This window comes from Falsiroseomonas sp. RANM36, assembly GCF_056682175.1.
This window is the reverse complement of sequence record NZ_JBWXTD010000004.1, coordinates 380,145-402,365: the sequence shown is the minus strand read 5'-3', so window position 1 is coordinate 402,365 and position 22,221 is coordinate 380,145. Positions and strand designations below refer to the sequence as shown.

Below are 22,221 nucleotides of genomic sequence, written 5' to 3'. Positions count from 1 at the left end.
CGCCGCCGCCGCCCGTGCGGCGGGCGGGCCGCGGCGGGGGCGGGCGGCGGGGGGCGCGGGCGGCGGCGCCCGCCCCCGCGCCCGATCCCGGCGCGGCGAAGCGCGCGACGCGCTGCGGCATGGGGCGCTGCCAGGGGCGCTACTGCGGGCCGCTGCTGGCCGCGGCGGTGGCCGAGGCGCAGGGCGTCGCGCCGTCCGAGGATCTGTTCCTCGCCCCGCGTGCGCCGGCCCGGCCGGTGGCGCTTCGTGACATCGCGCAGGCGGCGGACGCACCCCGGTAGTTGCCGGTTGCCTCGCCCCGGCGCTGGCCTAAGATGCGCGCAACGCGGTCAGGCGTTCGGCCTGCGCACAAAGTCGGGAGAGGGCGGTCGGCAAGCGGTGCGGCGGCGGGTCGGCATCATCGTGAACCCCATCGCGGGCATGGGCGGGCGCGGCGGGCGGAAGGGCACCGACGGCGCCGATATCCAGCGTCGTGCGCGCGAGCTCGGCGCGGTGCCGCAGGCCGGTGCGCGCTGCGCACTTGCATTGCGTGCGATGGCCGAGGAGGCAAGCGCGCCGGAACTGGTCGCGCCGCCCGGCGAGATGGGCGAGGCGGCGCTGGCCGAAGCGGGTCTGAAAGGACGAATCCTGCGCGACCTGCCGCCGCCCACCGGGAGCGGCGCCGACACGAGGGCGGCCGCCGAGAGGCTGCGCGCGGAAGGCGTGGACCTGATCCTGTTCGCGGGTGGCGACGGCACCGCGCGCGACGTGGCGGGCGCCGTGGGCATGGCGCTGCCGCTGCTCGGCGTGCCGACCGGGGTGAAGATGCATTCCGCCGTCTTCGGCACTTCGCCGCGCGCCGCGGGTCGCCTGGCCGCACGCTTCCTGGACGGCGCGCCTTCGGTGCGGCTGCGCGAAGCCGAAGTGATGGACCTCGACGAGGCGGCTCTGCGCGAAGGCCGCGTCGCCGCGCGGCTCTTCGGCCTCGCGCGCGTACCGCATGAGCGCGGCTTCCTGCAGGCCTGCAAGGCCGGCGCGCGGGCCGATGACGAGGCGGCGCTGGAGGCGCTGGCGCGGCGCATCGCCCGCGAATGGCCCGAAGACCGTCTGATGATTCTGGGCTGCGGGACGACGCTGCGGCGCGTGAAGCGCGCGCTGGGCGGGGAGGGTACGCTGCTCGGCGTGGATGTGGCGCTGGGCGGCCGGCTGATCGCGACGGATGTGACGGAGGCGCAGCTGCTGCGCCTGCTCGGCGCGACGCCCGCGGGCATCGTCGCCGGCGCCACGGGCGGGCAGGGCTTCCTGTTCGGCCGAGGCAACCAGCAGATCAGCGCGGAGGTGATCCGCCGCGGGGGGCGCGACGGGATCACCGTGATGGCCGGCCAGAACAAGCTCGCTGCGCTTGATCCGCCGGTGCTGCATGTGGACACCGGCGATGCCGCGGTGGACGCGATGCTGGCGGGCTACATGCAGGTGCACACCGCGCCGGGGCAGCGCATGGTCATGCGCGTCGCGGCGCCGAACTGAACAGCGAACGGGAGAGGCGTATGGGACATCCCTGGATGGCGAATGCGACGCCGGAGGCGAAGGCAGCGATGCTGCGCGCCATCGGCGCGCCGGACATCGAATCGCTCTTTGCGCAAATCCCTGCGGAGCATCGCTTCCGCGGCAAGCTCGACCTGCCGCCGGCGCTCGCCAGCGAGGTCGCGCTGAAGCGGCACATGCTCGGGCTGCTGCAGAAGAATGCCGACTGCGAGCAGAACCTCTCCTTCCTCGGCTCCGGCATCTGGCAGCACCATGTGCCGGCGATCGTGGACGAGGTGGTGGGGCGCACGGAATTCCTCACCAGCGTCTGGGGCACGCCGATGTCCGACCATGGCCGCAACCAGGCCTGGTTCGAGTTCTGCTCGATGCTGGGCGAGCTGGTCGGCATGGAGTTCGTCGGCCTGCCCGTCTATTCCTGGGGCTGCGCCATCGGCAACGCGGTGCGCATGGCGTCGCGCCTGAACGGACGGCGCGAGGTGCTGGTGCCGGCTGGCATGGACCCGGAGCGCCTGGATGTGCTGCGGCAGTATTGCGAGCCGGAGGGCAGCCACGGGCACATCGCGGTGGTGCCGGTGGCGTGGGAGAAGGCCAGCGGCTTTCTCGACCTCGATGACCTGAAGGCGAAGCTCAGCGAGAAGACTGCCGCAGTCTATATCGAGAACCCCGGCAGCTTCGGCGTGATCGAGGCGCGCGGCGCGGAGATCGGCAAGCTGGCGCGCGCGAAAGGCGCCGAGTTCATCGTCGGCGTGGACCCGATCTCGCTCGGCGTCCTGGCGCCGCCCGGCGAATACGGTGCGGACATCGTGGTGGGCACGATCCAGACGCTCGGCGCGCATATGATGGCGGGCGGCGGCGCCGGCGGCTTCATCGCGTCGCGCGACGAGGAACGCTATGCGCGCGAATACCCGACGCTCAACATCTCCATCGCGCCGACGGAGAAGCCCGGCGAGCACGGCTTCGCGCTGAGTCTGGCGCATCAGTCCAGCTATGGCATGCGCGAGGAAGGCAAGGACTGGACCGGCAACTCGGTCTATCTGACCACCATCGGCTGCGCCGCCTACATGGCGCTGCTCGGCCCGCAGGGTTTTTGCGAGATTGGCGAGGTGATCCTTCAGCGCAGCCACCACGCGGCGAAGACGCTGGCGGGAATCAAGGGACTGCGCATCGGCTTCCCCTGCGGCTTCTTCAAGGAGTTCGTCGTGAACTTCGACGGCGCTGGGAAGACCGTCGCCCAGGTGAACGACGCGCTGCGGATGAAGGGAGTATTCGGCGGGCGTGACCTGTCGGCAGATTTCCCGGCGCTCGGCCAGAGCGCCCTCTATGCCGTGACGGAAGTGCACACCGCGGAGGACATCGCCCGGCTTGCCGGCGCGCTGAAGGAGATCGTGGCATGAGCGACGTGACGCCCCGCGAATACCACCAGGCGCGCTGGAACGAGCCGGTGGTGATGGAACTCGGTGCGCCGGGCCGGCGGGGCATCACCTTCGCCGCGCCCGACAGCGCCGCGGCCGTCGGCCCCGCCGCGGCCCGGCTGCCGCCGGCGATGCGCCGCAAATCGGCGCCTGTGCTGCCGGAGATGACCGAGCACGACACGCTTCGGCACTTTGTGCGCCTGTCGCAGCAGGTGCTGGGCATGGTCGGCATCAGCCTCTTCGGCACCTGCACCATGAAGTACAACCCGCGCGTCAGCGAGGCGCTTGGGCTGCGCCCGCAGATTGCGGAGATGCATCCGCTGCAGGATCCGTCCACGCTGCAGGGGCTGCTCGAGATCGTCTGGAACTTCGAGCAGATCCTGAAGGCGCTGTCGGGCATGGACCGCTTCACCTTCCAGGCGGCGGGCGGCGCCGATGCGGCCTACACCCATGTCTGCGTCACGCGCGGCTGGCTGGAGGCGACGGGGCAGCTCGGCGTGCGCGACGAGATCGTCACCTCGATCCAGGCGCATCCCTGCAACCCGGCCACCGCCGCGGCGGGCGGGTTCAAGGTGATCACGCTGCCGCTGGAAGAAGGCGGATATCCCTCCGTCGAGGCGCTCAAGGCCGCGATCGGTCCGCGCACCGCGGCGCTCATGATCAACAACCCCGACGACATGGGCATCTACAACCCGCACATGAAGGAATGGGTGCGGCTGGTGAAGGAAGCGGGCGCGCTGGCCTTCTACGACCACGCCAACTTCAACGGCGTGATGGGCAAGATCCGCGCGCGCGACCTGGGCTTCGACGCCTGCATGTTCATGCTGCACAAGACCTTCGGCGGCCCGAAGGGCGGCGGCGGTCCCGCGACCGGCGCCTATGGCTGCACCGAGGAGCTTGCGCGCTTCCTGCCGAAGCCGATGGTGCAGAAGACCGCCTCGGGCTTCACGCTGGATGTGCCGCAGAACAGCGTCGGCAAGGTGCGCGAGTTCATGGGCAACCTGCACATCGTCATGCGCGCCTATGCCTGGGCGCGCGGGATGGGTGCGGAGGGCATCAACGAGGCCTCCGACATCTCCGTCCTCGCGAACAACTACATGGAGAAGGGCCTGCTCGCGATCCGCGGCGTGTCGAAGTCGCACCCCGGCATCGGCGGCCCGCGCATGGAGATGACGCGCTACTCCCTCGGCACGCTGAAGGAGGAGACGGGGATCGGCGTCGGCGAGGTCGCGAATCGCATGACCGATTTCGGCGTGGACGCGCCCTGGCTTGCGCATGAGCCCTGGCTGTTCCCGGAACCCTTCACGCCGGAAGCCGGCGAGCTGTGGTCGAAGGAGGACATCGACACCTGGATCGCCGTGGTTCGGAAGGTGTGCGAGGAGGCCTATGCCAACCCGGATCTGGTGAAGTCCGCACCGCACAACGCCGCCATCGCCAAGGTGCAGGGCGAGGGCTGCGAGGATCCCGCGCGCTGGGCGACCACCTGGCGGGCCTATCTGCGCAAGCATCGCGGCGGCGCGGCGCAGCAGGCGGCGGAGTGAGCCACCCCAGGCCCTGGGAGTGGCCCGAGGAACGCTGGCGCAGCCTCGTTTCGCGCGTGCGCGCGGGGCGGCGGCTGCGCCCGCCATCCTGGCCCGGCGGCGCGCGCTGCGCCGTCGCGCTCTCCTTCGACTGCGACCACGAGACCTTCGAGATGGGTGCGGGCGGCGAGGCGATCGGGCGCCTCGCCTGGGGCGAGTTCGGCCGCCGCGTCGGCGTGCCGCGCATCCTGGCGCTGCTGGAGAGGCACGGCGTGCCCGCGACCTTCTTCTGCCCAGCGGTCGCCGCCCTGATCGAGCCCGGCGAGGCGCGGCGCATCGCCACGGCGGGCCATGAGATCGGCATCCATGGCTGGATCCACGAGAACACCTCGCTGTTGGACGCCACTGCCGAGCGCGATCTGATGCTGCGCGCGCGCGACACGCTGGCAAAACTGTCGGGGCGTGTTCCGGTCGGGCACCGCGCGGCGCAATGGGACACCAGCCCCAACACCGTCGCGCTCGTGAAGGAGCTCGGCCTGCTCTACGACAGCAGCCTGATGGCGGATGAGGAGCCCTACGAACTGCTGCTGGATGGCGCGCCCACCGGCGTGGTCGAGATCCCGGTCGAATGGCTGCGCGACGACGCGGTGTATTTCCTGTTCAACCGCAACCCGGCCACGCGCCCCTACGCCACGCCGGAGGACGTGCTGCGCATCTTCCTCCGCGAATTCGACGCGGCGTGGGAGGAGGGCAGCGTCTTCCAGCTGGTGATGCATCCCTTCGTCATCGGCTATCGCAGCCGCATCTGGATCCTGGACGAGATCATCCGTCACGCGGCGGCGAAGGGCCGCGTCTGGTTCGCGACCCATTGCGATGTCGCCCGGCACGCGCTCACCCATGCCGCCTGAGCTGCGCCTGACCTGGCAGGACGCGCAAGGCGTCGCGCGCGAGGTACCGTTCCGCGCCGGCCAGAGCGTGGCGGCCGCGCTCACGGCGTCCGGCATCCGGGAACTGCGCGCGACGCGGCGCGGCATGGATGGGGAAGGGCGCGGCCAGTTCTGCGGCATGGGCGTCTGCCAGGACTGCCTGGTGGAACTGGACGGCACGCCGAATACCCGCGCCTGCATGGCGAAGGCTGCGCCCGGCATGGTGGTGCGCCACCAGGCCTTTCCGGGTGCCGCGCGCCTGCCGGCCGAACCCGTGCCGATCCCCGATGACGGCCCGTCACCAACGCCGGAGGTTGTGGACCTGCTCATCCTCGGCGGCGGCCCGGGCGGCCTTTCCGCCGCCATCGCTGCAAGACGCTGCGGGCTGGATGTGCTGGTTGTGGAAGAGCGCGCCGCGCTCGGCGGCCAATACTACAAGCAGCCCGCGCCGGGCCTGGATACCCGGATGCTTGACGCGCAACAGGCGGAAGGCGCGGCGCTGGCGGCCACGGCAGAGGCCTCGGGCGCGCGCATCCTGCGCGGCGCCGAGCTGTGGGGCGCCTTCGAGCTCGACCGGATCGCAGTGTTCGACGGGACGCGGACGCGCCTGCTCGCGCCGCGCGCCGTGATCGTCGCCGCCGGTGCCTATGAGCGGCCACATGTCGTGCCCGGCTGGACGCTGCCCGGCGTGATGACGACCGGCGCGGCGCAGACGCTGTGGCGCAGTCATCGCGTGCTGCCCGGCGCGCGCGTGCTGGTGGCGGGCAATGGGCCGCTGAACATGCAGGTGGCCTGCGAGCTGGCGGAAGCCGGCGCGGCGCTGGTCGCTGTTGCCGAGGCGGCGCCGAATGCCGCAACGCGCCTCAAGGATGCAATGGCGATGGCCGCCGCCGATCCGGCGCTGGCCGCGAAGGGGGCGCGCTATCTCGCGGTGCTGGCGCGGCGCCGCATCCCGCTGCTGTATGGCACCGTGCTGACGCACATCGCGCCCGCCCCGGATGGGGCGCTGCGCGTCACGCTGCGCGGCGCGCGGGGCGAGAGCGTGCATGAGACGGATGCCGTTCTGCTCGGCTACGGCTTCCTGCCGAACCAGGAGACGCTGCGCGCGCTCGGCGCCGAATGCGTCTTCGATCCGGAGCGCCACCAGTTCGTGCCGCGCCGCGATGCGACGATGATGACGACGGTGCCTGGCCTCCATGCGGTCGGTGACTGCGCCGGCCTGGGCGGCGCGCCCCCCGCGCGGGGGGGGGGGGCGATTGCCGCCATTGCGGCGGCCGGGTTCCTCGGCCGCACGGTGCCCGCGGAGATGAAGGCCGAAAGCGACGCCGCGCGTCGGCGCCTCGGCAGGCATCGCCGCTTCCAATCCGCGTTGTGGCGGCTGTTCGCGGCGCCGCGCGCAGGGCTGGCACTGGCCGATGCCGGGACCGTCGTCTGCCGCTGCGAGGAAGTAACCAAGGGCGAGATCGACGCCGCGCTGGCCGATGGGGCCCCCTCGCTCGGCGAGCTCAAGCGGCGCACGCGCTGCGGCATGGGGCGCTGCCAGGGGCGCTACTGCGCGCCGCTGCTGGCCGAGCATCTGCACGCCACGCAGGATCGCCCGCTGGACGATCGGGCGCTCTTCGCGCCGCGCGCACCGGTGAAGCCGATCGCCATTGCCGACATCGTCGCGCTGGGCGAACCGTCGCGATGATGCCGCGCGAGGCCGAGGTCGCGGTCATCGGCGCCGGTATCGTCGGGCTCTGCGCCGCGCTGGAACTGGCGCGCGACGGCGTCGCGGTGGCGGTGCTGGACGATGGCGCGCGCCACGCGGGCACGGTCGCGAACGCCGGCAGCCTGCATGTGCAGATGCAGAGCCGCTTCATCCGCATGTATCCCGAGCAGGTGCCGGGGCTGGAGCGGTCCCTGCCGCTGTACGTCGCTGCGGCGCAACGTTGGGCGGAGCTGGAGGCCGAGCTCGGCGCCGACTTCGAGCTGAAGGCGAGCGGCGGGCTGATGGTGGCGGAGACGCCGGAATCGTACGAATTCCTCGCCCGCAAATGCGAGCGCGAGAAGCGGCTCGGCCTGACGGTAGCGATGCTGGGCCGTGCGGAACTCGCACGCATCGCGCCCTATCTGGGCGAGGCGGTGATCGGCGCGGAATTCTGCGCCGAGGAAGGCAAGCTCAACCCGCTGCTGGCGAACCAGGCGGTGCGTCGCGCGCTGCTCGCCGCCGGCGGCGTGCTGCTGCCGGAATCGTGCGTGACGCGGATCGAGCGCGACGGCGCCGCCTGGCTGCTGCACCATGCCGGCGGCATGCTGCGCGCCGGGCGGGTGATGATCGCGGCCGGCGCCGGCACCGGCGCGCTGCTTGCGCCGCGCGGGCTGGATGTGCCGGCGGGGGCGGAACCGCTGCACATGAACGTGACGGAGGCGACGGCGCCGCTGATCGGCCACCTGGTGCAGCATGCGGAGCGGATGATCACGCTGAAGCAGCTCGCCGCCGGCCAATGCGTGATCGGCGGCGGCTGGCCGGCGCGGCTTGCGGGACCGGAGCAGCATCCGACGGTCGAGGCATCGAGCCTGATCGGCAATCTGCGCCTCGCCAGCCATATCGTGCCGCGGCTCGCGCGGCTGCGCCTGATCAGGACCTGGGCCGGCGTGAACACCACCTGCGACGGGCAATGCATCCTCGGCGAGGCGCCGGGGCTGGCGGGACTGTTCCTCGCGGTGCCGGGCGATGCCGGCTACACGCTCGGGCCGCTGGTCGGGCGGCTGGCCGCGGCGGCGCTGCGCGGGCGCGACGGCGGCTTCGACATCGCCTCCTTCACGCCGGCGCGCTTCCGCGCGGCGTGACCTACTCGATCGCCGCCTGGATGCGCGACGCGGCCTCCAGCAGTTCGCCCAGGAAGCGCGTGCGCAGCTCCTCGAGCGAGACGCGCGATGTCGGGCCGCAGACATTGATCGCGCCCACCGTCACGCCGCCGCGCCCGCGCAGCGGCACGGAGATGGAGCGCAGGCCCAACTCCAGCTCCTCGTCCACGATGGACCAGCCCTGGCGTCGCGCCTGGTCCACCGCATCCAGCAGCCTGCCCTTCGCGGTGACGGTCTTCGGCGTGCGGGCCTCGGGCTTGCCGGCCGTGAGCACGCGCTCCGCCGCGGCGGGTGTCAGCCCGGCGAGCAGGACGCGGCCGACCGAGGTGCAATAGGCCGGCGTGCGGCTGCCGACGCGGAGATCCACGTTGATCAGGTGCCGCGCGCTCGGGATGTGCAGCACGTAGAGCACGTCCGCGCCGTCCAGCACGGCGCCGTAGCAGGATTCGCCGAGTTTTTCCGACAGCGCCTCCAGCACCGGGCGCGCCACGTCCCACACCGAGGATCCGGCCATCACCGCATGGCCAAGTTCGAGCAGACGCGGCGTGAGCGCGAAGCGCTTGCCGTCGGTCTCCGCGTAGCCGGCATGGACCAGCGTGAGCAGGAAGCGGCGCGCGCTGGCGCGGGTGAGGCCGGCATATTCCGCCACCTCGCTGAGCGTCATGCGCGGCCGCTCGCGGCGGAAGGCCTTCAGCACCTCGAACAGGCGCAGCACGGAATGGACCAGTTCGCGGTCGGCGCCGGGGCGCAGCTCGGCCTCCATCTCCTCGACCAGGAGGGAAGCGGCGTCCTCCTCTTCGCGCCGGGGCGCCTTGTCGTGCTCCATCGTCGGCCATGTCCCGTGTCTTCGGGCGATCCTGTGCCCTGTTCGCGCTGCGAACAAGAGGGGGAGACAGTCGCCTGATTTGCGAACCGACCTCTTGCCGCGCATGCGGCGATCCTGTTCACTCTGCGAAATCGCGTTCGCAAGGCAACACGGTCCGCCAACCTGGACCGGCACGGGAGAGAAGGCATGTCCGATCGCAACATGACGGTGCTCGGCCGTCGCACGCTGCTGGGCGGCACGGCGGCGCTGGGGCTCGGGGCGCCGATGCTCGCCCGCGCCCAGGCGCAGACGACCATCCGCTGGTGGTCGCCGCAGACCGCGCCGGCGCAGCGCGAAGCCTACAACTTCCAGATCCGCGCCTTCGAGCAGGCGAACCCGAATGTCCGCGTGGTGTTCGAGGCGACGAGCGACGAGGGCTATCCGGCGCAGATGGCCGCCGCCTTCGCCTCCCAGCAGGTGCCGAGCGTGGTCACGCACCTGCCGTCCTTCGCGCTGGCGACCTACTGGCAAAACGGCCTGCTGGAGCCGATGAACGACGTGATCCAGGCGGTGGGCCCGCAGAACTACTATGACGGCGCCAACCGCATCTACGAGATCACGCCCGGCCAGTATGCCGGCACCGGCATCGGAAACTCGGCGGCCAACATGATGTGGCTGCGCGCCGACCTGATGCAGGCGGCCGGCATCTCCGCCCCACCGCGCACCTGGGATCAGCTGCGCGACGCCTGCCGGCGAATGCAGGGACGCGGCGTGTTCGGCGCGCCGCTGCCCTATGGTCGCAACTCCATGACGAGCCTGATCTTCATCTGCTTCGTGCATGGCGCGGGCGGCCAGATCTTCACGCCGGACCTGCAGGTGGCGGTGGACAGCGACGCCTTCCGCAACGCGCTCGAATTCTACAAGTCCATGCGCGAGCTCTGCCCGCCGGGCGCGACCGGCTATTCCTGGGGCGAGAGCCTGACCGCCTTCGTCTCCGGCGCGACGGCGACGGGCATCTATACCGGGCGCGTCCTGGCCAATGTGACGGCGCAGAACCCGCGCATCGCCGACCAGATCTCCTGCCACCGCTATCCGACGATCAGCGAGAGCGTGCCGCACTGGACGTTCAACGACTTCCCCTCGGTGATGATCCCGAAGGTCGCGCCGAACATGGAGCTGGCCAAGCGCTTCGCCGCGCATCTGTTCCAGCCGGAGGGCTACATCCGGCAGCTGCATGCGGCGCCTGGCCATGTGCTGCCCGTGCTGAAGACGATCTCGGCGATGCCGCAGTACCAGGACAACCCGATCATCAACAAGTACCGTCCGCTGGTGGACCTGATGGCGGAAAGCGCGGCGGCCGGCCACAACCTGGGCTGGGAGAGCCCGCGGCATCGTCCGAACACCCGGGCCGGCGCCATCATCGCCAGCCATGCGCTGTCGGAAGCGGTGCAGCGCTACGTCATCAACAACGAGCCGATGGCGCAGGTGGTCTCGGTCACCGCGCAGCGGCTCGAGCAGCTGATGCGTCCTTCCTGATCCGGGCGGAGCGGCAGGATGGCGCAGCGCGGCGCATCCGCCGCTCGTGAAGCCATGGCCGTGTCGGGCGTCACCGCGGCGGACCGCGCCGCGGTGAATCCGCTCGATCGCGGCTATGCGTTGCTGGGCATGCTGCTGATCGCGCCCACGGTGCTGATCTTCTGCGCCGTCATCGTCTATCCGCTGGTTTCGGCGATCTATCTCAGCCTGTTCTCGATCTTCACGCCGACGCTCTCCGGCAGCTTCGTGGGCTTCCGCAACTATGCGGAATTGGCGAACTCGCCGGAATTCTGGCGGTCGCTGCTGAACAACCTGATCTGGACGGTGCTGACATTGACGCTGCAGGTGGTGCTCGGCATCGCGGCGGCGCTGATGCTGAACCAGGCGATGGTGTTCCGCAGCCTGGCGCGAAGCCTGATCCTGTTTCCCTATTTCGTCTCCACCGTCGTCGCCGTGCTGGTCTGGCGGTGGCTGTTCAACGACCTCTACGGCATCCTGAACCACACGATGATGTGGGCCGGCATCCTCGACATGCCGCTCGACTGGCTCGGCGCGATGCCGAACGCGATGGTCAGCGTGGTGCTGGTGGGGGCGTGGAAGTACTTTCCGTTCGTTGTCATCGCGGTGCTCGCGCGGCTGCAGACGATCCCCGAGACGCTCTACGAGGCCGCGACGATCGACGGCGCCGGCGCCTGGGGCCGCTTCACGGACGTCACGCTGCCGCAGCTGAGGGACGTGCTGGTGGTGGTGGTGCTGCTGCGCGCGATCTGGGACTTCAAGGAATTCGACCTGATCTACCTGCTGACCGGTGGCGGCCCGATCATCGGCACGCAGACCCTGCCGCTGATGGTCTACAAGGAGGCCTTCGGCCTGAACGAGATGGGCCGCGCCTCCGCCGTCGCGGTGGCGATGATGCTGGTGATGCTGGTCTTCATGCTGGTCTACTTCCGTGTACTGCGCGCGCGGGGGGAGGAGCCGCGATGAAGCGCGTGCTCGGCCGTGTCGCCTTCAACCTCTTCGCCTGGACCATCGTGCTCGTCACCGCCTTCCCGCTCATCTGGATGGTGATCACCTCGGTCAAGCCGCAGTTCGAGCTGTTCCGAATCCCGCCCACCTTCTGGCCGGAGCAGGTCACCTTCGAGCATTACGCGCGGCTGCTGTGGGACACGCCGTTCCTGCTCTACATGCGCAATTCGCTGCTGCTCTCCACGGCGACGACGGTGCTTGTCGTGGCGGTGGCGACGCTCGGCGCGCACAGCCTGGTGCGCTTCCGCTATCGCGGACGGGAGAGGCTGGCGCAGCTTGTGCTGTTCACCTACCTGCTCCCCTCCGTCGTCCTGATCCTGCCGCTCTATCTCATGATGGTCTGGATCGGGGTGGCGAATTCGTTGCTGAGCCTCGTCATCGCCTACACCACCTTCGCGCTGCCCTATGCGTTGTGGCTGCTGCGGAGCTTCATGCAGGGCATCCCGGACGACCTGGAGAACGCCGCGCTTGTGGACGGTGCGACGCGCATGGGCGCCTTCTCCGACGTGATCCTGCCGCAGGCGCTGCCGGGCATCATCAGCACGTCGCTGTTCACCTTCATCCTGTCCTGGAACGAGTATCTCTACGCGCTCGTGCTGGTGAACACGGACGAGGCGCGGCCCTTGACGACCGGCGTGATGAACATGCTGATCAGCGCCTTCAACATCGAATGGTCGCTGCTGATGGCGGCCTCCGTCATGATGAGCATCCCCTTGATCATCATCTTCGCCTTCCTGCAGAAATTCCTCACGCGGGGCTTCGGCGCCGGCGGGGTGAAGGGATGAGCGCCAGCGACGCCCGCCGGGCCGAGGGCGAGGTCCGGTTCGAGAAGGTGCGCAAGGTCTTCGGCACCAACCTGGTGGTGCGCGAGTTCGACCTGCTGATCCGCGGCGGCGAATTCCTGAGCCTGCTCGGCCCTTCCGGCTGCGGCAAGACGACCTCGCTGCGCATGCTGGCCGGCCTCGAATTCCCGACCTCGGGCACGATCTCGATCGGCGGGCGCGTGGTGAACGAGGTGGCGCCGGGCGCGCGCGATGTCGCGATGGTGTTCCAGTCCTACGCGCTCTATCCGCACATGACGGTGGCGGAGAACATCGCCTATCCCCTGAAGAAGCGCGGCGTGCCGAGGGCGGAGCGCGAGGAGCGCGTGAAGCGCGCCGCGGAATCGCTGCACCTGGCGGAGCTTCTGCCGCGCAAGCCGCGCCAGCTTTCCGGCGGACAGCAGCAGCGCGTGGCGCTCGGCCGCGCGCTGGTGCGCGACCCCCGCGTCTTCCTGCTGGACGAACCGCTGTCAAACCTGGATGCGAAGCTGCGCGCCCATATGCGCGCGGAGCTGATCGAGCTGCACCAGCGTGTCGGCCGCACCTTCGTCTATGTCACCCACGACCAGCTCGAGGCGATGACCATGTCGGACCGCATCGCGGTCATGCATGAGGGCGTGCTGCAGCAGGTCGGCACGCCGGGCGAGGTCTACAACCGGCCGGCCAACCTCTTTGTCGCCGGCTTCATCGGCGCGCCGACGATGAACCTGCTGCGCGGCCGCGCCGAGGATGGCGGCTTCGTGCATCCCGCGATCCGCGTCGGGCTGTCGAGTGCAGCGGCGCCGGAGCTGGTGCTGGGCCTGCGGCCCGAGGACATCGTGGTGGGGGAGGGGCCCTTCGAAGCCCGCATCCGCCTGGTGGAACCGCATGGCCATGAGCAGATCGCCCAGCTCGACATCGCCGGCGGCGACGTGCTGACGATCCGCGCCGATGCCGCGCTGCCGCTGGCAGCCGGCGAGACGCTGCGCTGGGGCGTGCGCGCCGCGCGGCTGCATGTGTTCGACGCGGCGTCGGGGCTGCGGCTCGACGCCGTCTGCACCGCGCCGCAGGCCCTTGCGGCCTAGGAGGACTGGAATGGACCGCAACAGCGTGGACTGGTCGGGCCCGATGCCCGCGGTGACGACGCCCTTCGACGCGCAGGGGCGCGTCGATTCCGCCGGCTTTCGCGCCAACATCGGGCGGCTGCTGGACGAGGGCGCGACCGGGATCGTCGCTTGCGGCTGCACCGGCGAGTTCTGGTCGCTCGCGATGGAGGAACGCAAGGCGCTGTACCGAGACGCCGTGGCGGCGGGGAAGGGCCGCGGCACGGTGATCGTCGGCACGGGCTGCGTCGGCGCGGACGACACCATCGCTTTGGCCCATGCGGCGAAGGCGGCCGGCGCCGACGGCATCCTCGTCCTGCCGCCTTATTTCGTGAAGCTGACCGACGAGGAGATCTTCTGGCATTTCGCCGCCGTCTCGGCCGGCTCGCCACTGCCGATCGTCGCCTACAACATCCCGGGCAATGCGGTGAACGCGATCTCGCCCTCGCTGGCCGTGCGGCTCGCCACGCTCGACAAGGTGGTCGCGATCAAGGAGAGCAGCGGCGACTGGAACAACTTTTATGCGACGCTGCTGGCGGTGAAGGATTCGCTGCGTGTCTTCTGCGGGCCGTCATCCGTGTTCGGCGTGCCGGCGATCCATGCGGGCGCGGACGGCACGGTGGACTGCTTCCCGAATGTCTGGCGCGGCACGACGGAGCTCTGGTACGCCGCGCGCGACCCGGCACGGCAGGCGGAGGCCGAACGGCTGCAAGCGACCAGCCGCAGGCTGACGGACCTCTTCGTCACCGGCGGCCGCACGCTCTATCCGGCGACCAAGGCGGCGATGGATCATCTCGGCTTTCCCGGCGGCGGCGTGCCGCGGCCGCCCTTGCAGCCGCTGAAGGGCGAGCCCCTGGAAGGGCTCAAGCGCGGGCTCGCGGATCTCGGGATCGGCTGAGATGGACCTCGGAATCCGCGGCCGCCATGCCATCGTCTGCGCCGCCTCCCAAGGCCTCGGCCGCGCCTGCGCCGAGAGCCTGGCGCGCGAGGGCTGCGACCTGACCATCATGGCGCGCACGCCGGGACCGCTCGCGGAGGCGGCCGAGGCGATCCGGCGGGCGCATGGCGTGCGCGTCACGACGGTCGCGGGCGACGTGAACAGCGATGCCGGGCACGACGCGCTGCTCGCTGCGTGCCCCAACCCCGACATCCTCGTCACCAGCCCCGGCACGCGCCAGGTTCCCGGCGATTTCCGGACATGGGACCGCGCCGAGTGGACGAAGTGGTGGAACGAGCATTTCTACACGGCGGTCGAGTTGATCCGTCGCACCGCGCCCGGCATGTGCGACCGGAGATTCGGGCGGATCGTCAACATCAGCGTGTCGTTCATCAAGTTCCCGCAGGTCGGCTTCGCGCACAGCCACTCCGCGCGCGCGGGTCTCTCGGCGGCGATCGCTTCGATGGCGCGCGAACTCATCCCGCACAACGTCACGGTCAACAGCGTCTGCCCCGGCCTGTTCGACACCGAGGCGCTGCGCGTGAACCTGCATGGCCATGCGAAGCGCGGCAACACGACCTATGAGGCGATCGTGCAGGACCGGCTGAAGACCTGCCCGGCCGGGCGCTTCGCCGACCCGTCCGAATGCGGCGACCTCGTCGCCTATCTGTGCAGCGCACAGGCGGGCTTCATGACGGCCCAGAACATCGTCAACGATGGCGGCGTCTACCAGGGCCTGTTCTGATGGAGGCGATGCTGCCCGCCGCCGGCCGTGTCGTCGCGATCTCCGGCGCGGGGCGCGGCCTCGGCGCCGCGATCGCGCGGCGGCTGCATGCGGAGGGTTTCGCGCTGGCCTGCGGCGTGCGCGATCCCATGCGGAACATCGCGCTTGACGGCTGCGCGCGCGTGACTTGGCACCGCTACGACGCGACGCAGCCCGACAGCGCCGCGGGCTGGATCGCGGAGGCCGTCGCGGCGCATGGCAGGCTCGATGCGCTGGTCAACAATGCCGGCATCCTCAAGCGCTTCACGCTGGAGGAGGGCGACGAGGCGGCGCTGGACGAGATGTGGGCCGTCAACGTGAAGGGGCCGCTGCGCGCGATCCGCGCCGCGATGCCGCATCTGCGCGCCGCGGGCCATGGGCGGCTGGTGAATGTCGCTTCCACCGACGGCAAGCGCATCCGCGATCCCTCGGCGCCGCTGGGCTATGCGATGACCAAGCACGCGCTCATGGCGCTGACGCACGCCGCGCGCTTCGCGGGCCATGCCGATGGCGTGCGCGCCACCGCGCTCTGCCCCGGCGCGATCGACACCGAGCTCATCGCAGGCTTGCCGGGCGCGACGCCCGCCGCCGGCCGGATGAAGCCCGAGACCATCGCGGAGATCGTCTGCCTTCTGCTCCGCCTGCCCGACCAGGCGCATGTCGCCGAACTGATCGTCAACACGCGTCTCGAAGCCACGCTCTGACCCATCGGAGGGATCCGTCATGTCCGATCTGCGCGTCGCCGCCTCGACCTTCCCCTTCCTCTATTCGCATTCCGGCCTGGGTGCGCTGAAGCACCTGGCGTCGCAGGGCTACAAGAACTTCGAGCTGATGATCTTCCCGCCGCATCTCTGGCCCTCCGCGATGTCGCCGGCGGAGAAGGCGGAGCTCAAGGCCTGGCTCGAAGGCAACGGCCATCGCATCACCAGCTTCTGCTACCCGCTGCTCGACAACAACCCGAACAGCACCTGCCCGATCATGCGGCGTTACACGCTCGACCGCTACAAGGAGGCGATCGACCTCGCCGACTACCTGAACTGCCCCTTCGTCTGCGCGATCCCCGGGCCGGTGAACTCGCTGATCAACCCGCCCGTGCCCTGGATGCGGGAGTGGTTCGTGCAGGGCATGAAGGAACTGGTCGCGCATGCGAAGGGCAGCCGCACGGAGATCATCCTGGAGAACGTGCCCTTCACCTTCCTGCCCACCGCGAAGGACATGCTCGACGTCGCCAGCGACATCGATCCCTCGGTCGGGATCAATTTCGATGTCTGCAACAGCGCCTACATCAAGGAGGATCCCGCCGCGGCGATCCGCATGCTGGGCGCGCGCGTGAAGAACGTGCACATCAGCGACAGCGGCTACGAGGTGTTCAAGCATGACCGCCTCGGCACCGGCATGGTCCAGCCCGGGCCCGCCGCCGCGGCGCTGAAGGAGATCGGCTATGGCGGGCTGACGGTGCTGGAGATCATCACCGATGCCTGCCAGCCCGCCACCGACCCCGATGGCGACCTGGCGGCCAGCCACGACATCCTGGCCCGGCACGGCTGGGAGAAGCGGCCCGGCACGCGCTGAGCGGGCGCCGGGCGCGACGCGCTACGCGGCCTCGGCCAGGAGGGCCCGCAGGTCGAGCCGGCGGGTGACCATGGCGAGGTTGCCCGCCGCATCGCGCGGCCACTCCGCGCGGTCGCGGTCGCGATAGAGCTCCACGCCGTTGCCGTCGGGGTCGCGCAGATAAAGCGCCTCGGACACGCCGTGGTCGGAAGCGCCTTCCAGCGGATAGCCGGCTTCGACCAGGCGCTTCAGCGCCTGCGCCAGGGCAGGGCGATCCGGGTAGAGCAGGGCGACGTGATAGAGTCCGGTGCTGCCCATCGGCGGCGGCGAGCCGCCCGCGCTTTCCCAGGTGTTGAGCGCGATGTGGTGGTGGTAGCCATCGGCCGAGAGGAACACGGCCTGCGCGCCCATGCGCTGCTGCACCTCCAGCCCGATCAGGTCGCGCCAGAAGCCGAGCGCACGCTCGAGCTCGGCGACCTTCAGGTGGACATGGCCGATGCGGATGCCGGCAATGGCGGCGGGCTTCGGCGACGTGGCTTCGAGGGTGGCGGACATGGCGGATGCTCCGTGCTGCTTGGCGAAACATGGCAGCGCCCGGATAAAGTCGCCAATGAATGGCACCGGGGGAGCGTCATTGGCCAGATGAATGGTCTCGGAGCCGGGCGGCTCCGGTCGCCCCCCCCCGCGGCGGGGGAGGGCTGGCTTCTCCTCAGCCGACGCCGAGCCTACGCTCGACGATCTGGCTCTTCATGCTCTTCTGCAGCTTCTCGAAGGCGCGCACCTCGATCTGGCGGACGCGCTCGCGGCTGATGTTGTACTGCTGCGAGAGTTCCTCGAGCGTCGTCGGCTCGTCCTTCAGGCGCCGCTCGATCAGGATGTGGCGCTCCCGGTCGTTCAGCGTCTTCAGTGCCTCGCCGAGAAGCTGGCGGCGGTTGGACATGTCCTGCCGCTCCGCCAGTTCAGTCTCCTGGCTCTCGCTGTCATCCACCAGCCAGTCCTGCCACTCGCCCTCGCTGTCGGCGCGGACGGGGGCGTTCAGGCTGTTGTCCGGCGACGCGAGGCGCCGGTTCATGCTGATCACGTCCTGCTCAGGCACCTGCAGGGCCTTGGCGATCTTCTCGACCTGCTCGGGCTTGAGGTCGCCTTCCTCCAGCGCGCTCATCTGGCCCTTCAGCCGGCGCAGGTTGAAGAACAGCTTCTTCTGCGCGGCGGTCGTGCCCATCTTCACGAGCGACCAGCTGTGCAGGATGTATTCCTGAATGGCGGCGCGGATCCACCACATGGCATAGGTCGCCAGGCGGAAGCCACGGTCGGGATCGAAGCGCTTGACGGCCTGCATCATGCCGACATTGCCTTCGGAGATCAGCTCGCCGACGGGAAGGCCATAGCCGCGGTAGCCCATCGCGATCTTCGCCACGAGGCGCAGATGCGACGTGACCAGCTTGTGGGCGGCCTGCTCGTCGCCCTGGTCCTTCCACCGCTTCGAGAGCTGGTATTCCTCCTCGGCGGTCAGCATCGGGAACTTGCGGATCTCCTGAAGGTACCGGGCGAGGTTGCCCTCCGGGGCCATCGGGATGCTCATGCTGGAAGCCATAAAGGGGTCTGCCTCCTTGCCGTCCGGCACCCCCCGTGACGGCGGGGTCCGCAGCGGCATGCCGGGTTGCGGCCTGCGTGGATCGTCAACGTCCGCCGGGCCCTCCCGTGCCATCCGCGCTCCGGTCACGACGAAGCGAGGATGTTCGGGGCCCTGTTGTCGGCGGGGCCATCCCGGCCCTCGGTCCGACAGGTGCAAGCGGCACCCGGCGTTCATCGACGCCGTGCTTATAGCGGATTCGGAGAACTGAGGTCCAGAAAAACCGACCAGCAAGGTAGGTTTACGCCTTGTAACCTTTCGACACAGGCTTGTCCAACATGGCGAGAAGCGCCGTCATGTCCGGTGGCAAGGGCGCCCGGAAGGAAAGGGCCTCGCCTGTCACCGGGTGGCGGAATCCCAGCGTTTCCGCGTGCAGCGCCTGGCGCGGGAAGGCGAGCAGGGCGTCGCGCACCGGCTCCGCCAACTGCCGTGCGGCGGCCGGGACGCGCCGGAGATAGACCGGGTCGCCCACGATCGGATGGCCGATATGCGCCAGGTGCACCCGGATCTGGTGCGTCCGGCCGGTCGCCAGGCGGCAGCGCAGGAGGCAGGCGGCGCTGCCGAAGCCGCGTTCCAGCCGCCAGCGGGTGAGCGCCGGCTTGCCCGCGCGCGCGCCCTGCGGCCCGACCACCGCCATGCGCTTGCGGTCCGTGGCGTGCCGCCCGATCGCCGCCTCGACCTCGCCCGCAGCGGCGGCCGGCAGGCCCCAGGCCAGGGCAAGGTATTCCCGGTCGAGGTCGCGGCTGGCGAAGGCGGCGGAAAGGGCGGCATGCGCCCGCTCGGTCTTCGCGACCACCATGACGCCCGAGGTGTCCTTGTCGAGCCGGTGCACGATGCCGGGACGCGCCTCGCCGCCGATGCCGGTCAGGTCCTCCGCGGCATGGGCCAGCACGGCATTGACCAGCGTCCCGTCCTGGTTGCCCGGGGCCGGATGGACGACGAGGCCCGCGGGCTTGTCCAGCACGATCAGGTGCGGATCCTCGAACAGGATGGCCAGCGGGATCGCCTGCGGTTGCGGCGTGGCGGGGGTGGCGGGGGGGACCCGCAGGGCGTAGCTCGCCCCGGCGCGAACCGGCTCGGCCGGGTCGGTGAGCACCGCGCCGTCGCGCGTCGCCTGGCCGGCGTCGATCAGCGCCTTGACCCGGGAGCGGGACAGGCCCTCTAGAGCGGTGGCGAGGAAGCGGTCGGCGCGGGTGCCGGCAGCCTCGGGCGGCGCGACGGCCTCGCGGAGGTCGTCGGTCGGTTGCAGGGCAGGGGGTGGCGTGGCGGCGCTCAAGTGGCTTGTCGGTGTGATGGGGGTGCTGATCGTGGTCGGCACCGTGGCCCTGGTGGTGATCGTCGTCCAGCGCCTGAATGCGGGAGAGGCGGCGGCGATGATCGGCCTGCGCCATCTCGGCCAGCCGCCGGGGACGCGGATCCTGTCCATCGCCGGGGCGGACGGGCGTGTCGCCGTGCTGGTCTCGCGGCCGGACGGGGAACGCGTTCTGTTGGTGGACCCGCAGCGCGGGCGCGTGCTGGGCGAGTTGCGCGCGGCGGAATGAGGGGCGCCCCGTGATGGCGGGTGGCGGTGGGCATCGGAAGGCGCATCTGCCGGAGAAGACCTGTGCGGCCTGCGGTCGCCCCTTCGCGTGGCGCCGGAAATGGGCGCGCGACTGGGACATGGTGCGCTATTGCTCCGACGCCTGCCGCGAGGGCCGCAGGGATCGTGCGCGCGCCGCGCATGCGGGGCGGCTTGATCGCGGGGCGGGTCGAGGCTAGATAGCGCGCCTCGCGGCGATGTTTGCCGTGCCGGCCTTGGGTCCCATTCGTCTAGAGGCCTAGGACACCGCCCTCTCACGGCGGCAACAGGGGTTCGAATCCCCTATGGGACGCCACTTCCGCACTTCGCTACCTGTCTCTCCCCGGGGTAGGCCCGCCGGGAACGGCCGGTTCCGCGGGGTTCTCGGGGACAGGTTGGTGGATGCGCACCCGGGAAAAGGCGGTGAGGTCCCTCTCTTCGGCCCCAATTTCTCCGAACCTGGCGACTTGGACTGTGAATCGGCGTGGAAAAAGGCCCCCCTGAGAGGGGTGATCGGCGTCCAAAAGGGACCCCTCTGGTGAAGGGGTTCACGTTGGCTCTCGGTGATGCCGGGGGTCATGTTTGGGATGCTGGTGGTGGAGACGATCGGGAAGATCCGTCGGCTGCATGAGATCGAGGGGCTGCCGATCAAGGCGATCTGCCGCCGGCTTGGCGTGTCACGGAAGGTGGTGCGGAAGGTCCTGCGCTCGGGTGCCACGGAGTTCCGCTACGAGCGCGGCGAGCAACCGCAGCCCAAGCTTGGCGCGTGGCGCGGCGAGCTGGACCGTCTGCTGACGGAGAATACGGGTCGGGCGAGCCGCGAGCGGCTGACGCTGATGCGCGTGTTCGAGGAATTGCGCGGCCTTGGCTATGGCGGCGGCTACGACGCGGTGCGGCGCTATGCGCGCGGCTGGCAGCGCGCGCGGGCGGCGGTGTCGGCGGCGGCCTACGTGCCGCTGAGCTTTGCGCCGGGTGAGGCGTACCAGTTCGACTGGAGCCACGAGATGGTGGTGATGGCGGGTGCGGCGATGGTGGTGAAGGTCGCGCATGTCCGCCTGTGCCACAGCCGGATGATGTTTGTGCGGGCCTATCCGCGCGAGAGCCAGGAGATGGTGTTCGACGCGCACGACCGGGCGTTTGCGTTCTTTCGCGGGGCCTGCACGCGCGGGATCTACGACAATATGAAAACCGCGGTCGAGGCGATCCTGGTCGGGCGGGATCGAACCTACAACCGGCGTTTCCTGCAGATGTGCAGCCACTACCTGGTGGATCCCGTGGCGTGCACGCCCTCGTCCGGCTGGGAGAAAGGCCAGGTCGAGAACCAGGTGGGCGTGGTGCGCGAGAGGTTCTTTTCGCCGCGGCTGCGGGTGGCGAATTTCGAGGAGCTGAACGCGCTGCTGCTCGACCGCTGTGTCGCCTATGCGCGGGCGCACCCGCATCCCGAGTTGCGCGACCGGACGGTGTGGGAGGTGTTCGAGGCGGAGCGCCCGAGCCTGGTGGAATACCGGAGCCCGTTCGATGGTTTCCATGCGGTGCCGGCGGCTGTGTCGAAGACCTGCCTGGTGCGGTTCGATGGCAACAAATACTCGGTGTCGGCGAGCGCGGTCGGGCGTCCGGTCGAGGTGCGCGCCTATGCCGAGCGGATCGAACTGCGCCAGGACGGGCGCGTGGTCGGCGAGCACCGTCGTGTGTTCGGCCGCGGCCATACGGTGTTCGATCCCTGGCATTACGTGCCGGTGCTGGCGCGCAAGCCCGGCGCCTGGCGCAATGGCGCGCCGTTCAAGGACTGGCTGCTGCCCGGTGCGTTGGAGCGGGTGCGGCGCAAGCTGGCCGGCGCGGGCGATGGCGACCGGCAGATGGTGGACATCCTCACCGCGGTGCTGAGCGATGGCCTGCCGGCGGTGGAGGCGGCCTGCGCGGAGGCGCTGCGCGAGGGCGTGCACTCGGCGGACGTGGTGCTGAACATCCTGGCGCGTCAGCGCGAACCGCCGCCGGTGGCGACGATCCTGACGCCGGAGGCGCTGCGGCTGCGGCACGAGCCTGTCGCCGATTGCGCCCGCTATGACAGCCTGAGGAGCAGCGCGTGATGGAGCGATCCGAGATCCTCGCCACGATGGGCGAGTTGAAACTGTATGGAATGAAGGCGGCGTTCGACCAGATCGTCGGCGCGGCGGTGAAGCGCCAGCACGAGCCGCAGAGGGTCATCGGCGATTTCATCGCGGCCGAGATCGCCGAGAAGCAGGCGCGGTCGATCAAGTACCAGATCACGCTGGCCAA

At 70.2% G+C, this 22,221-nt stretch carries 21 protein-coding genes, 1 tRNA gene and 2 pseudogenes; 20 read left to right on the top strand and 4 right to left on the bottom strand.

What is annotated here, in order from left to right; genetic code table 11:
• From AC1MIR_RS15660 to AC1MIR_RS15630, 7 genes are all read left to right on the top strand, one after another.
• A partial coding sequence (locus AC1MIR_RS15660) for a bacterioferritin-associated ferredoxin (protein WP_480029119.1) occupies positions 1 to 281 on the top strand: 281 nt, incomplete at its 5' end.
• A 121-nt stretch (positions 282 to 402) separates the two neighbouring features.
• The gene (locus AC1MIR_RS15655) at positions 403 to 1,506 is read left to right on the top strand and encodes an ATP-NAD kinase family protein (RefSeq protein ID WP_480029118.1); all 1,104 of its coding nucleotides are present in this window, start codon (positions 403 to 405) and stop codon (positions 1,504 to 1,506) included.
• 20 nt (positions 1,507 to 1,526) lie between these two features.
• A complete protein-coding gene (gcvPA, locus tag AC1MIR_RS15650; protein WP_480029117.1) occupies positions 1,527 to 2,918 on the top strand; it encodes an aminomethyl-transferring glycine dehydrogenase subunit GcvPA in 1,392 nt (463 codons plus the stop codon).
• Positions 2,915 to 4,477 (top strand): aminomethyl-transferring glycine dehydrogenase subunit GcvPB, encoded by a 1,563-nt coding sequence (gene gcvPB, locus AC1MIR_RS15645; protein ID WP_480029116.1) that lies wholly within the window; start codon positions 2,915 to 2,917, stop codon positions 4,475 to 4,477. The genes gcvPA and gcvPB overlap by 4 nt, the downstream gene beginning before the upstream one ends.
• A complete protein-coding gene (locus AC1MIR_RS15640; protein ID WP_480029115.1) occupies positions 4,474 to 5,364 on the top strand; it encodes a polysaccharide deacetylase family protein in 891 nt (296 codons plus the stop codon). Before gcvPB ends, AC1MIR_RS15640 begins: the two co-directional genes overlap by 4 nt.
• Complete coding sequence (locus tag AC1MIR_RS15635) at positions 5,354 to 7,072, top strand: FAD-dependent oxidoreductase (protein WP_480029114.1); 1,719 nt, start codon at positions 5,354 to 5,356, stop codon at positions 7,070 to 7,072. Before AC1MIR_RS15640 ends, AC1MIR_RS15635 begins: the two co-directional genes overlap by 11 nt.
• Complete coding sequence (locus AC1MIR_RS15630) at positions 7,069 to 8,214, top strand: NAD(P)/FAD-dependent oxidoreductase (protein ID WP_480029113.1); 1,146 nt, start codon at positions 7,069 to 7,071, stop codon at positions 8,212 to 8,214. The genes AC1MIR_RS15635 and AC1MIR_RS15630 overlap by 4 nt, the downstream gene beginning before the upstream one ends.
• A 1-nt stretch (position 8,215) precedes the next feature.
• On the opposite strand, the gene AC1MIR_RS15625 is transcribed toward AC1MIR_RS15630, so the two are convergent.
• The gene (locus AC1MIR_RS15625; protein ID WP_480029112.1) at positions 8,216 to 9,058 is read right to left on the bottom strand and encodes an IclR family transcriptional regulator domain-containing protein; all 843 of its coding nucleotides are present in this window, start codon (positions 9,056 to 9,058) and stop codon (positions 8,216 to 8,218) included.
• A gap of 186 nt (positions 9,059 to 9,244) precedes the next feature.
• On the opposite strand from AC1MIR_RS15625, the gene AC1MIR_RS15620 reads away from it, so the two are divergent.
• From AC1MIR_RS15620 to AC1MIR_RS15585, 8 genes are read left to right on the top strand one after another with little or no spacing between them, the layout of a single operon-like run.
• Positions 9,245 to 10,573, top strand: coding sequence for an ABC transporter substrate-binding protein (locus tag AC1MIR_RS15620; RefSeq protein ID WP_480029111.1), 1,329 nt, complete (start codon positions 9,245 to 9,247; stop codon positions 10,571 to 10,573).
• 60 nt (positions 10,574 to 10,633) lie between these two features.
• The gene (locus tag AC1MIR_RS15615; protein ID WP_480029110.1) at positions 10,634 to 11,557 is read left to right on the top strand and encodes a carbohydrate ABC transporter permease; all 924 of its coding nucleotides are present in this window, start codon (positions 10,634 to 10,636) and stop codon (positions 11,555 to 11,557) included.
• Entirely contained in the window at positions 11,554 to 12,384 is an 831-nt protein-coding gene (locus AC1MIR_RS15610; protein WP_480029109.1) for a carbohydrate ABC transporter permease, read from the top strand. Before AC1MIR_RS15615 ends, AC1MIR_RS15610 begins: the two co-directional genes overlap by 4 nt.
• Positions 12,381 to 13,484, top strand: coding sequence for an ABC transporter ATP-binding protein (locus AC1MIR_RS15605; protein WP_480029108.1), 1,104 nt, complete (start codon positions 12,381 to 12,383; stop codon positions 13,482 to 13,484). The genes AC1MIR_RS15610 and AC1MIR_RS15605 overlap by 4 nt, the downstream gene beginning before the upstream one ends.
• 10 nt (positions 13,485 to 13,494) lie before the next feature.
• Complete coding sequence (locus AC1MIR_RS15600) at positions 13,495 to 14,400, top strand: dihydrodipicolinate synthase family protein (RefSeq protein WP_480029107.1); 906 nt, start codon at positions 13,495 to 13,497, stop codon at positions 14,398 to 14,400.
• 1 nt (position 14,401) lies between these two features.
• A complete protein-coding gene (locus tag AC1MIR_RS15595) occupies positions 14,402 to 15,184 on the top strand; it encodes an SDR family oxidoreductase (protein WP_480029106.1) in 783 nt (260 codons plus the stop codon).
• An 8-nt stretch (positions 15,185 to 15,192) separates the two neighbouring features.
• A complete protein-coding gene (locus tag AC1MIR_RS15590; protein WP_480029105.1) occupies positions 15,193 to 15,906 on the top strand; it encodes an SDR family oxidoreductase in 714 nt (237 codons plus the stop codon).
• Positions 15,907 to 15,925: 19 nt separating this feature from the next.
• A complete protein-coding gene (locus tag AC1MIR_RS15585; protein ID WP_480029104.1) occupies positions 15,926 to 16,774 on the top strand; it encodes a sugar phosphate isomerase/epimerase family protein in 849 nt (282 codons plus the stop codon).
• A 21-nt stretch (positions 16,775 to 16,795) separates the two neighbouring features.
• Here the strand turns inward: AC1MIR_RS15585 and AC1MIR_RS15580 are convergent, their stop codons facing one another.
• The 3 genes from AC1MIR_RS15580 to AC1MIR_RS15570 all read right to left on the bottom strand — a co-directional run bounded on the left by AC1MIR_RS15580 (position 16,796) and on the right by AC1MIR_RS15570 (position 19,662).
• Entirely contained in the window at positions 16,796 to 17,308 is a 513-nt protein-coding gene (locus AC1MIR_RS15580; RefSeq protein WP_480029103.1) for a VOC family protein, read from the bottom strand.
• A 154-nt stretch (positions 17,309 to 17,462) separates the two neighbouring features.
• A complete protein-coding gene (gene rpoH, locus AC1MIR_RS15575) occupies positions 17,463 to 18,347 on the bottom strand; it encodes an RNA polymerase sigma factor RpoH (protein ID WP_480029102.1) in 885 nt (294 codons plus the stop codon).
• A 280-nt stretch (positions 18,348 to 18,627) separates the two neighbouring features.
• Positions 18,628 to 19,662 carry an RluA family pseudouridine synthase gene (locus tag AC1MIR_RS15570; RefSeq protein ID WP_480029101.1) on the bottom strand — a complete coding sequence of 345 codons (1,035 nt, stop codon included), beginning with the start codon at positions 19,660 to 19,662 and terminating at the stop codon, positions 18,628 to 18,630.
• On the opposite strand from AC1MIR_RS15570, the gene AC1MIR_RS15565 reads away from it, so the two are divergent.
• The 5 genes and pseudogenes from AC1MIR_RS15565 to AC1MIR_RS15545 all read left to right on the top strand — a co-directional run.
• Entirely contained in the window at positions 19,649 to 19,927 is a 279-nt protein-coding gene (locus AC1MIR_RS15565; protein WP_480029100.1) for a DUF6476 family protein, read from the top strand. The two genes, AC1MIR_RS15570 and AC1MIR_RS15565, sit on opposite strands and share 14 nt — an antisense overlap.
• Before the next feature lie 13 nt (positions 19,928 to 19,940).
• Positions 19,941 to 20,144, top strand: a complete 204-nt coding sequence (locus tag AC1MIR_RS15560) for a DUF2256 domain-containing protein (protein ID WP_480029099.1) — start codon at positions 19,941 to 19,943, stop codon at positions 20,142 to 20,144.
• A gap of 40 nt (positions 20,145 to 20,184) precedes the next feature.
• Positions 20,185 to 20,260 (top strand) — tRNA-Glu (locus tag AC1MIR_RS15555).
• Positions 20,261 to 20,531: 271 nt separating this feature from the next.
• Positions 20,532 to 22,019 (top strand): annotated as a pseudogene (istA, locus tag AC1MIR_RS15550) (IS21 family transposase); the annotation flags it as partial.
• Positions 22,020 to 22,030: 11 nt separating this feature from the next.
• Positions 22,031 to 22,221 (top strand): annotated as a pseudogene (locus AC1MIR_RS15545) (ATPase); the annotation flags it as partial.